Here is a 17,824-nt window from a genome sequence, read left to right on the forward strand (position 1 = left end):
ACGTCGATTGCACCGAACTGCGGCACAGTCCATATTTCCTGCAAATTTTCATTGAGGAGAATACACTGATGTCACGTGCGGCTTTTAGCTGGGAAGACCCGTTTCTGCTGGATGACCAGCTGAACGAAGACGAGCGCATGATCCGCGACTCGGCCAAGGCTTTCGCAACGGATGTTCTGCTGCCTCGTGTCGAAAAGGCCTATCTGGATGAGACGACCGATCCTGAACTCTTCCGTCTCATGGGGCAGGCTGGACTTCTGGGCGTGACGCTTCCTGAAGAATACGGCGCGGCCAATGCAGGCTATGTGTCCTATGGTCTGGTAGCGCGTGAAGTCGAGCGGGTCGATTCCGGTTATCGCTCCATGATGAGCGTGCAATCGTCGCTCGTGATGTATCCGATTTACGCCTATGGCTCCGACGAACAGCGCAAGAAATATCTTCCGGGCCTCGTCTCCGGCGAACTGATCGGCTGCTTCGGTTTGACCGAACCTGATGCGGGCTCCGACCCGGCAGGCATGAAGACCCGGGCGGAAAAGATCGACGGCGGCTATCGTCTCAGCGGCTCCAAGATGTGGATTTCGAACTCGCCGATTGCCGACGTTTTCGTCGTCTGGGCCAAGTCTGCCGCGCACGACAACGCCATTCGCGGCTTCGTTCTCGAAAAGGGCATGAAGGGCCTTTCCGCGCCGAAGATCGGCGGCAAGCTTTCGCTGCGTGCATCGATCACCGGCGAAATCGTCATGGATGGCGTCGAAGTTTCGGAAGATGCACTTCTGCCGAATGTCTCCGGCCTCAAGGGCCCGTTCGGCTGCCTCAATCGCGCTCGTTATGGCATTTCCTGGGGCGTGCTCGGCGCGGCGGAGGATTGCTGGTTCCGTGCGCGTCAATACGGCCTTGATCGCAAGCAGTTCGACAAGCCGCTTGCAGGCACGCAGCTTTATCAGAAGAAGCTCGCCGACATGCAGACCGAGATTGCGCTTGGCCTTCAGGCATCCTTGCGCGTCGGTCGCCTGTTCGACGAAGGCAAGATGGCGCCGGAAATGATCTCCATCGTCAAGCGCAACAATTGCGGCAAGGCGCTGGATATCGCCCGTCAGGCACGCGACATGCACGGCGGCAACGGCATCCAGATCGAGTACCACGTCATGCGTCACGCGCAGAATCTGGAAACGGTAAATACCTATGAAGGCACGCATGACGTTCATGCGTTGATCCTGGGCCGCGCCCAGACCGGCATTCAGGCTTTCTTCTGATAGCTGTTAGAGCATTTCCTGTTTTTCATCAGTCGTTGGAAATGCTCTATCCATTTGTTTTTACGCATGTCTTTAACCCGAAACCGGTTCCCATTTTCGGGAGACATGCTCCAGTCAAGCCTTCCATTCGGGCCCGTTCGCAGTTCGCGGGCGGGCCTCTTTATTTTTGTATGGGATTGCAGAAAATGCAGAACACACCGCTTGACGGTCTCAAAGTGGTAGAACTGGCGCGCATTCTTGCCGGGCCATGGGTGGGGCAGACGCTCTCCGATCTGGGAGCCGATGTCATCAAAGTTGAAAGCCCCGAGGGCGACGATACGCGCAAATGGGGCCCGCCTTTCATCGATGTGGAAGGCGAACGGTCTGCTGCCTATTTCCACGCCTGCAACCGCGGCAAGCGCTCGATCACAGCCGACTTCCGCACTGAAGAGGGCAGGGAACTGGTCCGCCAGCTCGTGGCTGACGCCGACGTCGTCATCGAAAACTTCAAGCTGGGCGGCCTCGACAAATACGGCCTCGACTATGAGAGCCTGAAGGCCACCAATCCGCGCCTGATCTACTGCTCGATCACCGGTTTCGGCCATACAGGCCCTTATGCGGAACGCGCAGGCTACGATTTCATGATCCAGGGCATGGGCGGCATCATGGATCTGACCGGTGAACCGGACCGGGAGCCGCAGAAGATCGGTGTGGCTTTCGCCGACATTTTCACCGGCCTCTACAGCGTGATTGCAATTCAGTCAGCCCTCATCATGCGGGAGCGCACCGGCACCGGCCAGCATATCGATATGGCGCTGTTCGACTGCATGTCGGCGGTGCTTGCCAATCAGGCAATGAACTATCTGGCGTCCGGCGTATCGCCGAAGCGCATGGGCAATGCGCATCCCAACATCGCGCCCTATCAGACGCTACCCGTTTCCGATGGCTATTTCATCATCGCCTGCGGCAACGACGGACAGTTCGGAAAACTGACTTCACTGCTCGGTATCGGTGATATCGCTACCGACGAGCGCTTCGTCAGCAATTCGGCGCGCGTGGCCAACCGGGCGGCCCTGACGGCGTTTCTGGAAGAAAAGACCCGAGCGTGGAAGCGCGACGATCTTCTGGCCGAGCTTGCCAGAATCGGCGTGCCTGCCGGCCCGATCAACACGGTGGCCGATGTGTTCGCAGACCCGCAATTCGAGGCGAGAGGGATGAGAATAGACCCGCAAGGTGTTCCCGGCCTGCGCACACCCATTCGCTTCTCTGATGCCGAACTGAAGCTCGACAACCGTTCCCCGAAGCTTGGTGAACACAGCGACGCGATCCTCTCGGAGATCGGAAAAAGCTGAACGAAAACCCGAAACTTTATCGGCGCGCTCTTCCTTGAAGGGCGCGTTTTCGTTTGCAATGCATTGAAGAGAAGTGAAAGTTTCTAATCAAGAAACGACTTTAACCCCTTGCGGGGAAAGTATTTTAAATTGTTCTTGAGAGAAGATGGTGCGGTCGAGAAGACTCGAACTTCCACGGGTTGCCCCACAGCGACCTCAACGCTGCGCGTCTACCAATTCCGCCACGACCGCCCGTGGTAGGAGCCGAACTCCGTCGGCGAGTGGGCATTTAGCAAATCACTTTGGGGTGCACAAGCCCCATCTGCATCTTCCGGCAATCTTTTTGAAAAAGAATGTGAAAAAGCTTGTGCTCAATCACGACAGAAGGGAAAGAAACCCCGAATTTCCGGGCTTTTTCAAAGACTTCCACAAATCAGAAAAATTTCTGAAAAACGTCATCAAGCGGATGCGCGGCGGTCAGCGACCAAGCTCAAGGGAGCAACGGGAAGCGAATCCGGTGAAACCGATTCCCCCGGATTCGTTTCGGCTGTCGAAAATCAGCCGGCGATGCCCTGCAGGCGCTTGATATCCTCAAGGCGCTTCAGCGTTTCTGTATATCCGGCATCGATGGCTTCGGATGCGCGATGGAAATCGGCAAGCCCGATCTGTCCCACGATCGGCATCAGCGTGACGTCCGGCGGGTCGCCAGCCATGCGGGCGCGCGATATACGATCCTGAATGATGTTGAAGGCTTCCATCATCACGCCGGTAATGCCGAGACGCGCTTCCTTCTCGCCATGGATTGCGTCGGTAAGACTGTCCTGCCGGGTTTGCGCGTGTTTGATGACCGCCGCGCGACCATACTGGTCGTAGTGGAGGTTGACCGCCAGAACGAGGCGCTGCTCATAAGCCCTGCATACGGATACCGGCACGGGATTGACCAGTGCGCCGTCGACCAGCACACGTTCCTGCCAGCGCACGGGCTCGAAAACGCCGGGCAGGGCGTAGGAGGCGCGCATCGCTTCCACCAGAGGGCCGGAGGACAGCCAGATTTCGTGCCCGGTGCGCAACTCGGTGCAGATCGCAACAAAGGGACGATCCAGTTCCTCGATGCGCAGCCCATCCAGATGCTCACGCAGGCGACCGTCCAGTTTCATGCCGCCGAACAGCCCGCTGCCGCGAAATGTAATGTCGAGAAGATTGAACATGCGCCGCCGGGTAAGACTGCGGGCGAACTCTTCCAGTTCGTCCAGCTTTCCGGCCAGATAACAGCCGCCAACAAGCGCGCCGATCGACGTGCCGGCGATCATCTCGATATCGATATTGGCTTCGTCCAGCGCGCGCAGCACGCCGATATGGGCCCAGCCGCGTGCAGCGCCACCGCCCAGCGCCAGGGCTATCCGGCGCGGGTCTCGCTTGATTTCAGGCTTTTCAGCGGATTCTTCTGCTGGCAGAGCAAGGTCGTTATTCGCAGCCTTCCGCTTCTGCCCCCATGCAAGCATCACGATGGACACCTCTTCGTTTCCGCCCGAAGCACTTCCGGCAAAAGAGCCCGGTAAAAGGGCAAACGGTTTGCGTCAGGAAATGCACAGGCAAATAGCTAAAACGATTCCGACAGTTCCGTTTGGCGGGAACAGCTTCACGTTAGTGAAACATAGTATCCAAAGAATAAATGCTGCGAATTGATGGCGCGACTCATATTCGCGCCATCACATCCTTTTGACCGGGGTTAGTGCCCGTGATCGCAGGAGCCTTCAACGGCCAGGGAAATATCGCCGTTCTCGGCAATAACCTGCCGATAGAAGCAGGAGCGGCGTCCTGTGTGGCAGGTGGGTCCATCGCCTGCAACGCGTACTTTCAGCCAGAGCGCGTCCTGATCGCAATCGGTGCGCAACTCGACCACGCTTTGCAGGTTGCCCGACGTCTCGCCCTTCTTCCAGAGCGTGGAACGCGAGCGTGACCAGTAATGCGCAATTCCCGTTTCGAGGGTGAGCCGCAGCGCTTCCTCATTCATATGGGCGACCATCAGCAATTCGCCGTCACGCGCATCGGTAACGACAGCGGTGATGAGGCCCGATGCATCGAAGCGCGGCATGAATGCCGCGCCTTCTTCTATGGCCTTCTTGTCGGAAGGCTGTGCGGGAAAGAAGCTCATTTCAGCCGCTTATCTGCGGGTCAGGGTCATGAAGCGAACCTGCTCCTCCGCATTTACCTGCATTTCGCCGGTAAAAGTGGTGGTGATGGTCGTCGAACCCTGCTTGCGGATGCCGCGCATGGCCATGCACATATGCTCCGCCTCGATCATGACGGCAACGCCGCGAGGCTTCAAAATGCGCTGGATACTGTCGGCGATCTGCGCAGTGATGCTTTCCTGCGTCTGCAGGCGGCGCGCGAAAATATCCACGACGCGGGCAATCTTGGAAAGACCAACCACCTTGTGATCGGGCAGATAGGCGACATGGGCCTTGCCGATGATCGGCACCATATGGTGCTCGCAATGCGAATGGAACGAGATGTCCTTTACGAGAACGAGATCGTTATAGCCGCCGACTTCCTCGAAAACCGTACCGAGGACTTCTTCCGGGCTTTCCGTATACCCTGCGAACAGTTCCTTATAAGCCTTGGCCACACGCTTCGGCGTTTCCAGAAGGCCTTCGCGCTCCGGGTCGTCTCCAGCCCAAAGCAAAAGCGTGCGTACCGCCGCTTCCGCATCGGCCTGCGTCGGCTTGCCATGCAAAAGAGTTACATCTGCCTGCTTGTTCGGCAGGCCGGATTCGTCATCTTCTTTGAGGATGCGAGCGTCCATCAGTATTCTCCAGTAGTCTCCTTCAAGGAGGAGACGAGTTAAACGGACAATACAACGATACGCTTTGCGAGCGGGCGATGTATTGATCCGGCGCTTACGGTCACCGGACAGGTTTTCGTGCGACTGCCCCCGGGGTCTGTGCTATTGTTACCCATGGCGCAGACGCTACTTGCCTATTATATAGACAATAAATTGCAACTTCAAACCGCAGCCGGGCGACAAATTTATGTTTTTCTCCGGCACGGCGGAAGGTCGCCTCTATGATCGATGATATTTACAACAAACGCATCCTGGAATTCGCCGGAAACATGGAGCGCCTGGGGCGTCTTCCCGAACCGGACGCGGTTGCCAAGGTGCATTCCAAGCTGTGCGGCTCGACCGTTACCGTCTATCTGAAAATGGCTGATGGCGTCGTGACGGATTTCGCGCATGAGGTGAAGGCCTGCGCGCTTGGACAGGCTTCCTCGTCCGTCATGGCGCGCAATATCATCGGCGCTTCCGCGGAGGAGCTGAAAGCCGTTCGCGATGAAATGTACAAGATGCTCAAGGAAGAAGGCCCGGCACCGGAAGGGCGCTTTGCCGATCTGAAATATTTCGAGCCAGTGCGCGAATACAAGGCGCGCCATGCCTCCACGCTGCTGACCTTCGATGCGGTTGTCGATTGCATCCGGCAGATAGAGGAGAAGGCCAAAGCTGCCTGATGTGTTCTTGCGGCAAGGATCATGCGGGCGAGGGGCCGCCAAAACGCTATAGCAGGAACTTTACCGATCCCTGGCGCAAGACGCCGGGAAGGCTGATCGGCACGGCATTCGTACGATTCTATCAGGTGACATTATCGTCCCTCATCGGCAATTCCTGCCGGCATCTGCCGACCTGTTCCGAATATGCCTACGAAGCCATCGCACGTCACGGACTGTGGAGCGGCGGATGGATGGGGTTGTTTCGCGTCATGCGTTGCGGGCCGTTCGGCACACACGGATTCGATCCCGTACCCCGAACGCTCCCCAATGAACTGAAATGGTATCTGCCCTGGCGCTACTGGCGGTGCTCATCTCCGCGTGGGGATTTCTGACAGTTTTTTGTTAGCTGATTATAATTCATTAAGGATATCAACGTTTCATTGAGAATTGGAATTTAAGGCAGTGCTGTGGTCTTTTTCGGGCCGCAATTTGCCTGCATGTCCCCCTCGGCGTTCATATTCCTGCGAGCTGTTATGCTGAAATCATCGTCCCGCCTTTCGCGTCTCATTGCATCCTTTGCGCTTGGTGCAGGTGTGCTTTGTACATCCGCGTCCATGGCGAGCACCTCCTGGGTGGTTTTCGATGCCGATAGCGGGCGGATTCTCGGTCAGGACGACGCCAATATTCAGCATGCGCCTGCTTCGCTGGCGAAAATGATGACGCTTTATCTCGCTTTTGAGGCGCTCAAGACCGGTAGGCTGCATTGGGACGATGCAATGCCCATTTCGAAGAACGCCGCATCCAAGGTCCGCATGAAGCTTTGGCTGAAGCCGGGCGAAACCATCACCGTGCACGACGCCATATATGGCATGATCGTCATATCGGCCAATGATGCGGCGACGGTAATGGGCGAGTATATGGCGGGATCGGAAGCCGCTTTCGGTCGCCTGATGACGCAGCGGGCGCGCCAGATCGGCATGAAGAGCACCTTCTTCGTCAATCCTTCGGGCCTGACTGCCAAGGCCACACAGCTTACCACCGCTCGCGACATGGCAATTCTCGGCATGAGCCTGCGTCGCGACTTTCCGGAACAATATGCGCTTTTTTCCACGCGCTCCTTCACGTTCCGCAACCGCGTCCTGAACGGTCACAACACCCTGATGTACCGCTATCAGGGCGTGGACGGAATCAAGACCGGCTATACGGACGTGTCCGGCTATAATCTCGTTTCCTCGGCTATCATCAACGACAAGCATCTTGTCGGCGTTGTTCTTGGCGCCGGATCGGCGCGGCAGCGCGACGACCAGATGGCGAAGCTTCTGACACGATTCAGCACCGAAGGCGCCGATACCAAGGGGCAGCTTGTTGCAATGGCCAGGCCGCAGCCTGTCGCGAAGCAAACAGCCGCAGCCCAGCCCAAAGCCGACGCTGTCGCCGGGCTGATCGACGATTCGCGCATCGAGCAGGGCGATGGCGGGTTCCTGATCGCCTCTGCCGCTGGCGCATCTGCCTGGACGATCCAGCTTGGCGCTCCGCCGACGCTTGACGGCGCAAAGCAACTGCTGGCCAGGTATAAACCTGCGGTCGACAAGGTCGCGCCCGGTCTGAAGGCTGAAATTTCTCCGGCCGAAAAGCGTCGCAAGGTCTATCGCGCGCGTTTCTCCGGCTTCAAGGATTCGGCCTCCGCCGAAAAGGCATGCGCTCAGCTGAAGCAGCAGAAGATTGACTGCCTGCCGATCCGGAACTGATTTATTCTTTTCAACGTCGATAAGCGCGGCCTGACGCTGTCAGCGTGTCGCGCTTTACTGACCGGGCGAAAAAGACTAGAACCCAACCTTCATTTCATACGCATGAACCCCACCCGCAATCGTTGGCGGGACTGGATAAGGATGACTAGAATGTCGAATACCGTTTCCATGCAATTTCCCGATGGCTCTGTGCGTGAATACGATGCGTCGATGACCGGCGCGGGCCTTGCGGAATCGATTTCCAAATCACTTGCCAAAAAAGCTGTTGCCTACGCCGTCGATGGCACCGTGCGCGATCTTTCCGATCCCCTCGGCGCTTCCGGCAAGGTCGAGATTCTGACCCGCGAAGACCCGCGCGCGCTCGAACTGATCCGCCACGACACGGCGCACGTTCTGGCAGAAGCCGTGCAGGAGCTCTTTCCGGGCACGCAGGTCACCATCGGTCCTGTCATCGAAAACGGCTTCTATTACGACTTCGCGCGCAATGAACCGTTCACGCCCGACGATCTTCCGGTGATCGAAAAGAAGATGCGCGAGATCATCCAGCGCAACAAGCCGTTCACCAAGGAAATCTGGTCGCGCGAAAAGGCCAAGCAGGTTTTTGCCGACAAAGGCGAAAACTACAAGGTGGAACTGGTTGATGCCATTCCTGCCGGGCAGGATCTCAAGATATATTATCAGGGCGACTGGTTCGACCTCTGCCGCGGTCCGCACATGGCCTCGACAGGCCAGATCGGCAATTCCTTCAAGCTGATGAAGGTTGCCGGCGCCTATTGGCGCGGCGATGCCAACAATCCGATGCTGACCCGCATCTATGGCACTGCCTTTGCGAACGATAACGATCTTCAGGCCTATCTCCATATGCTTGAAGAAGCCGAAAAGCGCGATCACCGCCGCCTTGGCCGGGAAATGGACCTGTTCCATTTCCAGGAAGAAGGGCCGGGCGTCGTGTTCTGGCACGCCAAGGGCTGGAAGATGTTCCAGAACCTGGTGAGCTATATGCGCCGCCGCCTCGACAGCCACGGCTATCAGGAAGTGAACGCGCCGCAGGTGCTGGACAAGTCGCTGTGGGAAACCTCCGGTCACTGGGGCTGGTATCGCGACAACATGTTCAAGGTGACCGTCGCCGGGGATGAAACCGACGATGATCGCGTGTTCGCGTTGAAACCGATGAACTGCCCCGGCCATGTGCAGATATTCAAGCACGGCCTGAAATCCTATCGCGATCTGCCGATCAAGCTTGCTGAATTCGGCAATGTGCATCGCTACGAACCGTCCGGCGCATTGCATGGGCTGATGCGTGTGCGCGGCTTTACGCAGGACGATGCGCATATCTTCTGCACCGAAGAGCAGATGGCGGCGGAGTGCCTGCGCATCAACGATCTCATCCTGTCGGTCTACAAGGATTTCGGCTTCGAGGAGATCACCATCAAGCTGTCCACCCGTCCTGAAAAGCGCGTGGGGTCGGACGAACTATGGGATCGTGCAGAAAGCGTGATGATGTCGGTGCTGGATCAGATCCAGCAGCAGTCCAACAACATCAAGACCGGCGTCTTGCCGGGCGAGGGCGCGTTCTACGGGCCGAAGTTCGAATATACGCTGAAGGATGCCATCGGCCGTGAATGGCAGTGCGGCACCACGCAGGTCGATTTCAACCTGCCGGAACGCTTCGGTGCTTTCTATATCGACAAGGATTCGGAAAAGCGCCAGCCGGTGATGATCCACCGCGCGATCTGCGGTTCGATGGAACGCTTTCTGGGCATTCTGATCGAGAACTTCGCCGGTCACATGCCGTTGTGGTTCGCGCCGGTGCAGGTTGTCGTTGCCACGATCACCTCGGACGCCGATGAATATGCCGCACAGGCTGCCGCCAAGCTGAAGGCCGCCGGATTGCAGGTCGCAACCGATCTGCGCAACGAGAAGATCAACTACAAGGTCCGTGAGCACTCGTTGCAGAAGGTTCCGGTGATCCTGGTTTGCGGCAAGCGCGAGGCGGAGGAAAACACCGTCAATATGCGCCGTCTCGGTTCCCGGGATCAGGAATCGATGACGCTCGACGAAGCCCTCGCGCGCCTTGTGGAAGAGGCGACACCGCCCGATCTGCTCCGTCTGAAGAATGGCAATTGATAATAAAAAGGCCGCGCACTGCGCGGCCTTTGATTTTTTAAGGCGGGGAGAGTCAATCCATACTGTCCTGAGCAGGTTCGGATTCGCCATTGGCGACGACTTCAACTTCCTCGTTCTTGCCGGACGATACCTTGAAATCACGCTGATAAATGCGGTCCTTGTTCTTGGCGACCGCAACATAGTCGCCTTCGATGAGAACCATTGATGAATAGGCGCCGGCGCTTTCACGCACCACATCGCCGGAAGCGTTGAGGATAGACCAGGATGTGTCTGCAAGCGCTTCGCCGCCGCGCTCGCGCACAAGCTTCAACGTCACTTCCGCAGCACGATGCTGAACTGTCGCTTCGGTCAGTTTACCGGCTTCCACCCGAATATCCGCACGGATGATGGCGTTCGCCGAGCCATAGTTGGAAACAACGTGATAGGTGCCGCTGTTGAGGCGGATGATCGTGTTCGGCCTGACGTCGGGGACGATCAGCGAACGGTCACTATTATCCTCGTCGGCATAAATCGAGAAACGCAGGAGATCATTGTTGATCTTGCCGCCATCGGGCAGGATAGCGCTAAGCTTCATCCCACCGGCATCCAGCATCATCACTTCATGGCGCGTCGCATTTCCAACCGTGATGCGCTTTGTGGCACCCGCGCGCCCATAGGCGACATGCACGAGATAGCTGCCTTCGGGCAGGTTGAAAACCGCGCCGCCGCCCTGTGCGCTCGCGATAAGCGGCAATTGACCATCAGCTCCGACATCGGGCGAGAATACACGCCAGACAAGCCCTGCCGGGATGTCTCCGCCGTCCTCACTCAGTCGCGCCTTGAGATCGAGTTCGCGCGTCTGGGCAAGCGGATTGTTCTCGGGACTTGAGGGGGAGGCGTAATTGTTCAGCGTCGGGAGATTGAGCGCCGGTTGCGGCAAGTCGGGCAGGCCGGTCGTCGTGGACTGCAATTGCGGAATATGTGTCTGCGGATCGAGGCCCTGAGCCAACGATGGCACTGCACTGACGGCAAGCATGATCGCTGATAGAAGCGATCCTCTCCCGAGGGCTGTTTTTCTCTTTGAATAAAGCAGGTTCAAGCAATCCGACATGCTGTATTTTTGAGCCCATGCGGGTGGCGAATTCAAGGCCAAATCGCTTTCGGAGCCCGCATTTTTGCAAATTCATGCAATTGTTCCATCCTTGAATTTTGACTTTACAGTTTGGGTGCAACGGGCGAGAAGAGGCAGCCCAATAAGTGGAGCAATATAAGCAGCATTTTAGTGATGAGGTTATCCGTGGCCCACCCGGTATTCGATTTTCTGGCGCAGCGCAGTTCCACCCCGATTTCGGCGATTACCGAACCGGCACCCGAGGGCGAGGAACTTGCAGCACTGCTGAAAGTCGCCGCGCGCGTGCCGGACCACGGACGTCTGACGCCGTGGCGTTTCATCCTCTATCGTGGCGATGCACGTGTCAGGGTTGGCGAATATCTGGCCCGGCGAGCCGAAGAAATTGAAGGCCCGCTTCCGGAAGGTCGGAAGGAAAAAGAGCTGACGCGCTTTTCCCGCGCGCCGCTCGTTGTTGGCGTCGTGTCATCGCCCGTCGCCCACGAGCGCATTCCGGAATGGGAACAATTTCTGTCCGCCGGGGCCGTAGCCATGAACCTTTGCACCGCTGCCAACGCGCTCGGATACGCTACCAACTGGATTACAAACTGGTATGCCGACGACGCGCCCGCCCGCGCATTTCTGGGGCTGGCGCCTCATGAACGCGTTGCCGGGTTCGTTCATGTCGGAACGGCGGCAAACAAGATGCCGGAACGTCCGAGAGCAGATATGGACAAGATCGTATCGGAATATTCCGGCCCGTGGGAGCAAGCCTAGTATCGGCTTTAACAACCATTGCTAATCAACGGACAGGCTTATGTTTTACGAACCGAGGGAAGGGCACCCGCTGCCCCATAATCCGTTCAAGGCGATCGTGGCCCCGCGCCCCATTGGCTGGATAGGGACGCAATCGAAGGAGGGAGCAGTCAATCTCGCGCCCTATTCCTTCTTCAACGCGATCTGTGACACGCCGCCAATGGTCATGTTTTCCTCGAACGGTGCGAAGGACAGCGTTTCGTTCATCGAGCAAACCGGTGAGTTCACCGCAAATCTGGTGAGCGATCATTTGAGAACGCAGATGAATGCGTCATCCGTCAACGCCCCGCGCGGCGTCAGCGAGTTTGACTATGCGGGTCTCACGAGGGCAGCAAGCAGGCTTATCGCAGCGCCGCGCGTCAAGGAAGCCTACGCCGCGCTTGAATGCGTTGCGGTGCAGATCAAGCGATTGCAGGATAAAGAGGGCAGGCTGACTGACAATTACATGGTGATTGGCGAAGTTGTCGGCGTCCATATCGATGAACAGGTTTTGACCGAGGGACTCATCGATATTGCCAAGACCAAACCTGTTAGCAGGCTCGGCTACATGGATTTTTCCACGACGGAAAGCGTCTATCAGATGTTCCGGCCAAAATGGGAAGACAAGAAATAGGCGTCATGAGAGCATGATTCCAGAGAGCGGGAACCCGCCTTCAGCAAAACAGAATCCCGCTCTAAAGACCCTTTTTCTTCGCTTCACCCCAGATTGCTTCCATTTCGTCGAGGGTAGCAGCGTCGAGATCGCTACCGGCTTCACCGAGTGTCTTTTCGATGAAATGGAACCGCCGCTTGAACTTTTCATTGGCGGCGACAAGTGCGGTTTCCGCGTCGATTTCGAGATGGCGGCCAAGATTGACCATGGCAAACAGCAGGTCGCCATATTCCTCTTCGATATTTCCGCGTTCCTGTGCCGCCATTGCTTCCTTGAGCTCTGCGGTTTCTTCGGCGATCTTGTCGAGAATCGATGCCGCTTCAGACCAGTCGAATCCGACTTTCGCAGCTTTCTGCTGAAGTTTCAGGGCGCGGAGCAGGGCGGGAAAGGCTTGTGGAATATCATCCAGGAAGCCGTTCTTTTCCGTCGTTTCAAGTCCAAGTTTGGAGCGCCGCTCGGCCCGTTCGGCTTTTTCTTCTGCCTTGATGCGGTTCCACGACCCCTTGGCCATGCCGGCACTTCTGGCTTCGGCGTCACCAAAAACGTGCGGATGCCGCCTGATCATCTTGTGCGTGATGGCTTCGACAACATCGCCGAATGCAAAGCTGCCCTGTTCCTCGGCCATGCGCGAGTGAAACACCACCTGCAACAGCAGGTCGCCAAGCTCTTCACGCAGATCGTCCATATCGTTGCGCTCTATGGCATCGAGGACCTCATAAGTTTCCTCGAGCGTGTAGGGCATGATGGATTCGAAACTCTGTTCCACATCCCACGGACAGCCGGTTTCCGGGTCGCGAAGCGCTGCCATGATTTCCAGCAAGCGATCAATATTGCGGGATGGTTTCATCTTCGCTCCATCAAACTTGGCTAATCCGTGTCTGTCAATTCGAGAGAATCGTGCCGGATGGCTTGAAGTCTGTTACTGATTTTGCATAGTCAGCCGGGGATCGCACATCGGGGCGGTATGTTCAACAAGCGGATACATAAACGATGACAATTCTTGTGACTGGCGGTGCCGGCTATATTGGTTCGCACACCTGCGTTCAGCTCATCGAGGCAGGCCACGACGTCGTTGTGGTCGATAATTTTGATAACAGCCACCCGGAAGCCCTGCATCGCATCGAACAGATTACCGGGCGCACGCCGCGCCGTGAAGCAGGTGATATTCGTGACCGCGCCTTTCTGGAACAGGTGATCCGGCATCACAAATGCACCGCGGTCATTCACTTCGCCGGTCTGAAGGCTGTGGGGGAATCGAGCGAAAAGCCGATGCTCTATTATGATTGCAATGTGGTCGGGACACTCCGACTGTTGCAAGCCATGGAGGCCACGGGCGTCAAAACGCTGGTTTTCAGTTCGTCGGCCACTGTCTATGGCGATCCGCAGAAACTACCGATCACCGAAGACCAGCCACTGACGGCGACGAATCCCTACGGTCGCACCAAGCTCGTCATCGAAGACATGCTTCGCGATATTTATAATGGCGACAATAGCTGGAAGATCGCCATTCTGCGCTATTTCAACCCGGTTGGCGCGCATGAGAGCGGCCTGATCGGTGAAGACCCGAAAGGCATTCCGAATAATCTGATGCCGATCATCGCGCAGGTCGCGACCGGCCGCCGCGAGAAACTGAATGTCTGGGGCAATGACTATCCGACGCCTGACGGCACCGGCGTTCGCGACTATATCCATGTGGTCGATCTGGCTGCTGGGCATCTGAAAGCGCTCAAGAAGCTTGATGAGCCGCAGTGCTTCTCGGTCAATCTGGGCACGGGGCAGGGCTATAGCGTTCTCGATGTGGTCAAGGCCTTCGAGCATGTTTCCAACCGCGAGATCAAATATGAGATCGCACCGCGTCGTCCTGGCGACGTGGCGGAATGCTACGCCGATCCAACCTTTGCCCGCGACTTCCTCGGCTGGTCAGCGGAGAAGAACCTGCGCGAGATGTGCCAGGACATGTGGCATTGGCAATCGAAGAACCCCAACGGCTACGAATGAACCGGACAGGTCCGAATTAGTTCATAGTTCGGGCCCGCTCTTGAAATTGCGAGCTGTTTCCGGACATCGGGGGGATTGCAACTCCTCCCGAGACTTTTGAAATGCCGCGAGATTGGACGATATGATGCGTTTCCTGCCTGACAAATTCACCAGCATGCTGATCGTGACCATCCTGTTTGCGTCGGTGCTACCCGTACATGGTGAATTTGCAGAGTGGTTTGCACTGGCGACCAAATTTGCTGTCGGGCTCCTGTTCTTCCTGCATGGTGCCCGGCTATCGCGAGAGGCTGTCGTTGCAGGCATAACGCACTGGAGACTGCATCTGGCGGTGCTCTCATCGACGTTCATCCTGTTTCCTATCCTCGGTCTGGCGGCGGGATGGTCCGTTCCTGGACTGTCGCAGTCGGCCTTTTTTACTGGCATCCTCTTTCTTTGCGTTCTGCCTTCGACGGTCCAGTCGTCGATCGCCTTCACCTCAATTGCGGGCGGCAACGTTTCGGCGGCAATCGTGTCGGCGTCAGCGTCAAACATTTTCGGCATGTTTCTCACACCGTTGCTGGTCGGCCTGTTGTTTGCGGTCAAAGGCGGCGGTGGAATATCGGTCGACGCGCTTGAATCCATCCTGCTCCAACTGCTGGCGCCATTCGTGCTCGGGCAAATCCTGCAACCCTGGATCGGGAGTTTCATGCGGCGCCACGGCAAGGCGCTCGGTTTCGTCGATCGCGGCTCCATCCTGATGGTGGTCTATCTGGCTTTCAGCGAGGCCGTGGTTGAAGGCCTTTGGCGTACCGTGTCCTGGGACGATCTTGGCATGATGGTGGGCGTCAATATCGTCCTGCTGGTCGCCGTGCTGCTTGCGACCTGGTACGGAAGTAAATGGCTGGGCTTCAACCGGCCCGACCGCATCACGATCATGTTCTGCGGCTCGAAGAAAAGCCTCGCCAGCGGCGCACCAATGGCGAGCGCCATTTTTGCCGGTGCGAATGTCGGCAGCATCGTTTTGCCGCTGATGCTCTTTCATCAGATACAGCTCATGGCCTGCGCAGTGATCGCCAGAAAACTGGCCGACCATAAAGATCACGACGAACGTGTTACGGCTGCCGCGGAGTAGGGCGTTCTCCTATTTTTCCGGAAATAGAAACGTCGTTACGAAGCGGGCGCCCCATTTGGGCCCGTCCGACGGTGCTTCCGCATAATACCGCGCAGAAACACCGAGGCTGACCCGTTGTTCTCCGAACTTGAAAACCTTCGATATGCCCGCGTTGATCGGCACGGTCCACTGCTCCGAGGTCCAGTCATAGGAGGACTCCGACGAAAGGCTCAGCGCTGTCGTATCGGGAAAAGTATAGGTGAGAAACGGCTGGGCAAAGCTCTGGCTGACAGCCTCACGGTCGCTGTGCCCGGCATAGGACCATATATGGTTGGCCAGTGCGCCATAGGTCCAGCCGCCATGCTGCTTGAGGATGACACCTGTCGGGCCTGCCCCCCATTTGCCGGTGCCAAGCTCGCTGCTGGTGGCGGTCGGCCACAGAAACACGGGGCCAACGCCCCAGGTTATACCGTCCAGAGACTGCGCGGGCGAAAGGAAGAAACTCTGTTCTGTGTCGCTCAGACCAAAACGACTGTCGAAACCGGCCGCTGGAGCCTCCTGATAGACGACGGGCACAATTGTGCGGACGATAAGGTTCCAGTCCTCATTCAGCGAAAACGGAATGACAGGCTGAATGTTGAGTGAATATCGGTAAGCATCCTTGGGGCCGAAGCAGCAGTCGTAATTCTGCTGGAAAGGAACACTGATGAGGCTTGAAATGGGGTTGGCGAGTTTTTTGGCCAGTTCCTGTTCTGCATCAGCGCGAGCGAGATTGATACTCGCGGCAACAGCAGCCAGAAAGACCAATAATTTCAAAATTGAACTGCGCACCTGAGCCTCATTACAGTTAAATGATATAATGATGTAAATGCCCGTAAAGTATCATGACGCTACCATTACGATTTTATATTTCCATCGATTATTTTTCCCAATGGAAATTATAAACAATATTAGATTTATCTGTTTTATTTAAAACGGAAACAAACCTTTCCATAATGCGCTTGCGAGTGCAATTGGATCGGCGTAGGAGAACGGGCAGGGGCTGGCTCCGCGATTACGGGATTCCGGCCTTCAAATATTCTAACGAAATGTGCGCAATTGTTGCGCTGTCTTTGCACGTGCGCAGTGCAAGGCGGAGAAGGCAGAAATCAATGGCAAAGAACGATGCCCAGGCTTTTGATCAGGAAGCACTAGCAGAAGCCTATAACCGGGCTCTCGCTCTGGAAAAGGCTGGCGATTTCGATGCTGCCGCCAAGGCATATGAGGATGTGCTGCGCATCGATCCTGATGACCATGGCGGCGCTGCCGTGCGGCTTGCGAGCATGGGACGCGGCGCTGTGCCGTTAAAGGCGCCGGATGCCTATGTGTCCACGCTTTTCGATCAGCACGCCGAAATGTTTGACACAATCCTTGTAGACCAGCTTGGCTATGACGTTCCGCTGCAGCTGCGCGAAATGCTCCTTGAACTGGACGAGGAGTTTTTCGCAGAACGCATGCTTGATCTCGGCTGCGGCACCGGTTTATCCGCCGACGCGCTCGACGACATGGCCGGACATAAGACGGGCGTCGATATTTCTGAAAACATGATCGAAGTCGCTTACGAGAAAGGCGATTATCAGGCGCTGTTTGTCGGCGAAGCCGTACGCTTTCTCGAGACCACCAACGAACCGCAATGGGACCTGATCGTCGCCACCGATGTCCTGCCATATATGGGCGAACTCGACAAATTCTTCGCGGGCGTCGCCGCACATCTGTCGTCAGGCGGACATTTCGGCTTTTCAAGCGAGACATTGGACGATGCGCGACTTGCCGGACGCGCATTTATGGTCGGTAATTATCAGCGCTTTGCACACGCACAATCCTATGTGCGTGCGATGCTCGACAACCATGATATGGACTGTGTGTGCTGCGAAGATATTGTCGTTCGCAGTGAACAGGGAGCGCCGGTTCCAGGACATCTCTATATCGCGCGGCGTCGCTGATATTCACGCTGGCGGCACGTCCTCGAAAGCAAGGGCAGCTTTCATAATGGCATCGGCTTTGAGGTCAGGTTCTCACGCGAACTTCACATCGGATAGTTCCATAATCTATCTTATGCAATCGACGTATATAACAGCAATATACAGATGCGACAGATGGGCAAGATAGAGATGCGACATTTTTAGGTCGCGTGCTCTGTTCAGATCGAACGAGGAAAGGAAGACTGGCTCTCTATTGATGTGTATCAGTTTAGAGAGTTGCCATGTCTTGTTTGATT

The 17,824-nt window shown here is 56.6% G+C and carries 18 protein-coding genes and 1 tRNA gene; 12 read left to right on the forward strand and 7 right to left on the reverse strand.

Annotation, left to right across the window (positions count from 1 at the left end; translation table 11 throughout):
* The first annotated feature begins 68 nt into the window (after positions 1-68).
* Together ACOWVS_RS05700 and ACOWVS_RS05705 are read left to right on the forward strand one after the other, a co-directional pair.
* Positions 69-1,253 carry an acyl-CoA dehydrogenase gene (locus ACOWVS_RS05700; protein WP_021585127.1) on the forward strand — a complete coding sequence of 395 codons (1,185 nt, stop codon included), beginning with the start codon at positions 69-71 and terminating at the stop codon, positions 1,251-1,253.
* 185 nt (positions 1,254-1,438) lie between these two features.
* A complete protein-coding gene (locus ACOWVS_RS05705; protein ID WP_075041678.1) occupies positions 1,439-2,584 on the forward strand; it encodes a CaiB/BaiF CoA transferase family protein in 1,146 nt (381 codons plus the stop codon).
* A gap of 146 nt (positions 2,585-2,730) precedes the next feature.
* On the opposite strand, the gene ACOWVS_RS05710 is transcribed toward ACOWVS_RS05705, so the two are convergent.
* Positions 2,731-2,815: transfer RNA gene (locus ACOWVS_RS05710), tRNA-Leu, on the reverse strand.
* Between the two features lie 91 nt (positions 2,816-2,906).
* Here ACOWVS_RS05710 and ACOWVS_RS05715 point away from each other — a divergent pair.
* Entirely contained in the window at positions 2,907-3,149 is a 243-nt protein-coding gene (locus ACOWVS_RS05715) for a hypothetical protein (RefSeq protein WP_162713451.1), read from the forward strand.
* Here the strand turns inward: ACOWVS_RS05715 and ACOWVS_RS05720 are convergent.
* From ACOWVS_RS05720 to folE, 3 genes are all read right to left on the reverse strand, one after another.
* A complete protein-coding gene (locus tag ACOWVS_RS05720) occupies positions 3,121-4,068 on the reverse strand; it encodes a patatin family protein (RefSeq protein WP_075041695.1) in 948 nt (315 codons plus the stop codon). The two genes, ACOWVS_RS05715 and ACOWVS_RS05720, sit on opposite strands and share 29 nt — an antisense overlap.
* A 224-nt stretch (positions 4,069-4,292) precedes the next feature.
* Entirely contained in the window at positions 4,293-4,718 is a 426-nt protein-coding gene (hisI, locus tag ACOWVS_RS05725; RefSeq protein WP_063882350.1) for a phosphoribosyl-AMP cyclohydrolase, read from the reverse strand.
* 9 nt (positions 4,719-4,727) lie between these two features.
* Complete coding sequence (gene folE, locus ACOWVS_RS05730; protein WP_006466810.1) at positions 4,728-5,369, reverse strand: GTP cyclohydrolase I FolE; 642 nt, start codon at positions 5,367-5,369, stop codon at positions 4,728-4,730.
* A gap of 260 nt (positions 5,370-5,629) precedes the next feature.
* Between folE and ACOWVS_RS05735 the strand changes: the two genes are divergently transcribed.
* From ACOWVS_RS05735 to thrS, 4 genes are all read left to right on the forward strand, one after another.
* A complete protein-coding gene (locus ACOWVS_RS05735; protein ID WP_006466811.1) occupies positions 5,630-6,070 on the forward strand; it encodes an iron-sulfur cluster assembly scaffold protein in 441 nt (146 codons plus the stop codon).
* On the forward strand, positions 6,070-6,441 hold the full coding sequence (gene yidD / locus ACOWVS_RS05740) for a membrane protein insertion efficiency factor YidD (protein ID WP_025089535.1): 372 nt from the start codon (positions 6,070-6,072) through the stop codon (positions 6,439-6,441). Before ACOWVS_RS05735 ends, yidD begins: the two co-directional genes overlap by 1 nt.
* Before the next feature lie 141 nt (positions 6,442-6,582).
* Complete coding sequence (locus tag ACOWVS_RS05745; protein ID WP_075041679.1) at positions 6,583-7,797, forward strand: D-alanyl-D-alanine carboxypeptidase; 1,215 nt, start codon at positions 6,583-6,585, stop codon at positions 7,795-7,797.
* Between the two features lie 150 nt (positions 7,798-7,947).
* Entirely contained in the window at positions 7,948-9,924 is a 1,977-nt protein-coding gene (thrS, locus tag ACOWVS_RS05750; RefSeq protein ID WP_075041680.1) for a threonine--tRNA ligase, read from the forward strand.
* 52 nt (positions 9,925-9,976) lie between these two features.
* On the opposite strand, the gene ACOWVS_RS05755 is transcribed toward thrS, so the two are convergent.
* Positions 9,977-10,939 carry a hypothetical protein gene (locus ACOWVS_RS05755; protein ID WP_420868365.1) on the reverse strand — a complete coding sequence of 321 codons (963 nt, stop codon included), beginning with the start codon at positions 10,937-10,939 and terminating at the stop codon, positions 9,977-9,979.
* 261 nt (positions 10,940-11,200) lie between these two features.
* Between ACOWVS_RS05755 and ACOWVS_RS05760 the strand changes: the two genes are divergently transcribed.
* Entirely contained in the window at positions 11,201-11,788 is a 588-nt protein-coding gene (locus tag ACOWVS_RS05760) for a nitroreductase family protein (RefSeq protein WP_075041682.1), read from the forward strand.
* A 40-nt stretch (positions 11,789-11,828) separates the two neighbouring features.
* A complete protein-coding gene (locus ACOWVS_RS05765; RefSeq protein WP_075041683.1) occupies positions 11,829-12,440 on the forward strand; it encodes a flavin reductase family protein in 612 nt (203 codons plus the stop codon).
* Positions 12,441-12,501: 61 nt separating this feature from the next.
* Here ACOWVS_RS05765 and mazG read toward each other — a convergent pair whose 3' ends face one another.
* Entirely contained in the window at positions 12,502-13,326 is an 825-nt protein-coding gene (gene mazG / locus ACOWVS_RS05770; RefSeq protein WP_075041684.1) for a nucleoside triphosphate pyrophosphohydrolase, read from the reverse strand.
* A gap of 143 nt (positions 13,327-13,469) precedes the next feature.
* Between mazG and galE the strand changes: the two genes are divergently transcribed.
* Complete coding sequence (galE, locus tag ACOWVS_RS05775; protein WP_021585139.1) at positions 13,470-14,477, forward strand: UDP-glucose 4-epimerase GalE; 1,008 nt, start codon at positions 13,470-13,472, stop codon at positions 14,475-14,477.
* 124 nt (positions 14,478-14,601) lie between these two features.
* Positions 14,602-15,588, forward strand: coding sequence for a bile acid:sodium symporter family protein (locus ACOWVS_RS05780; RefSeq protein ID WP_075041696.1), 987 nt, complete (start codon positions 14,602-14,604; stop codon positions 15,586-15,588).
* A gap of 9 nt (positions 15,589-15,597) precedes the next feature.
* Here ACOWVS_RS05780 and ACOWVS_RS05785 read toward each other — a convergent pair whose 3' ends face one another.
* Positions 15,598-16,398, reverse strand: a complete 801-nt coding sequence (locus ACOWVS_RS05785) for a hypothetical protein (RefSeq protein WP_075041685.1) — start codon at positions 16,396-16,398, stop codon at positions 15,598-15,600.
* Positions 16,399-16,718: 320 nt separating this feature from the next.
* On the opposite strand from ACOWVS_RS05785, the gene ACOWVS_RS05790 reads away from it, so the two are divergent.
* Entirely contained in the window at positions 16,719-17,549 is an 831-nt protein-coding gene (locus tag ACOWVS_RS05790) for a class I SAM-dependent DNA methyltransferase (RefSeq protein WP_075041686.1), read from the forward strand.
* Positions 17,550-17,824: the final 275 nt, after the last annotated feature.

The organism is Brucella sp. IR068, from assembly GCF_049065885.1.
GTDB lineage: Bacteria > Pseudomonadota > Alphaproteobacteria > Rhizobiales > Rhizobiaceae > Brucella > Brucella intermedia.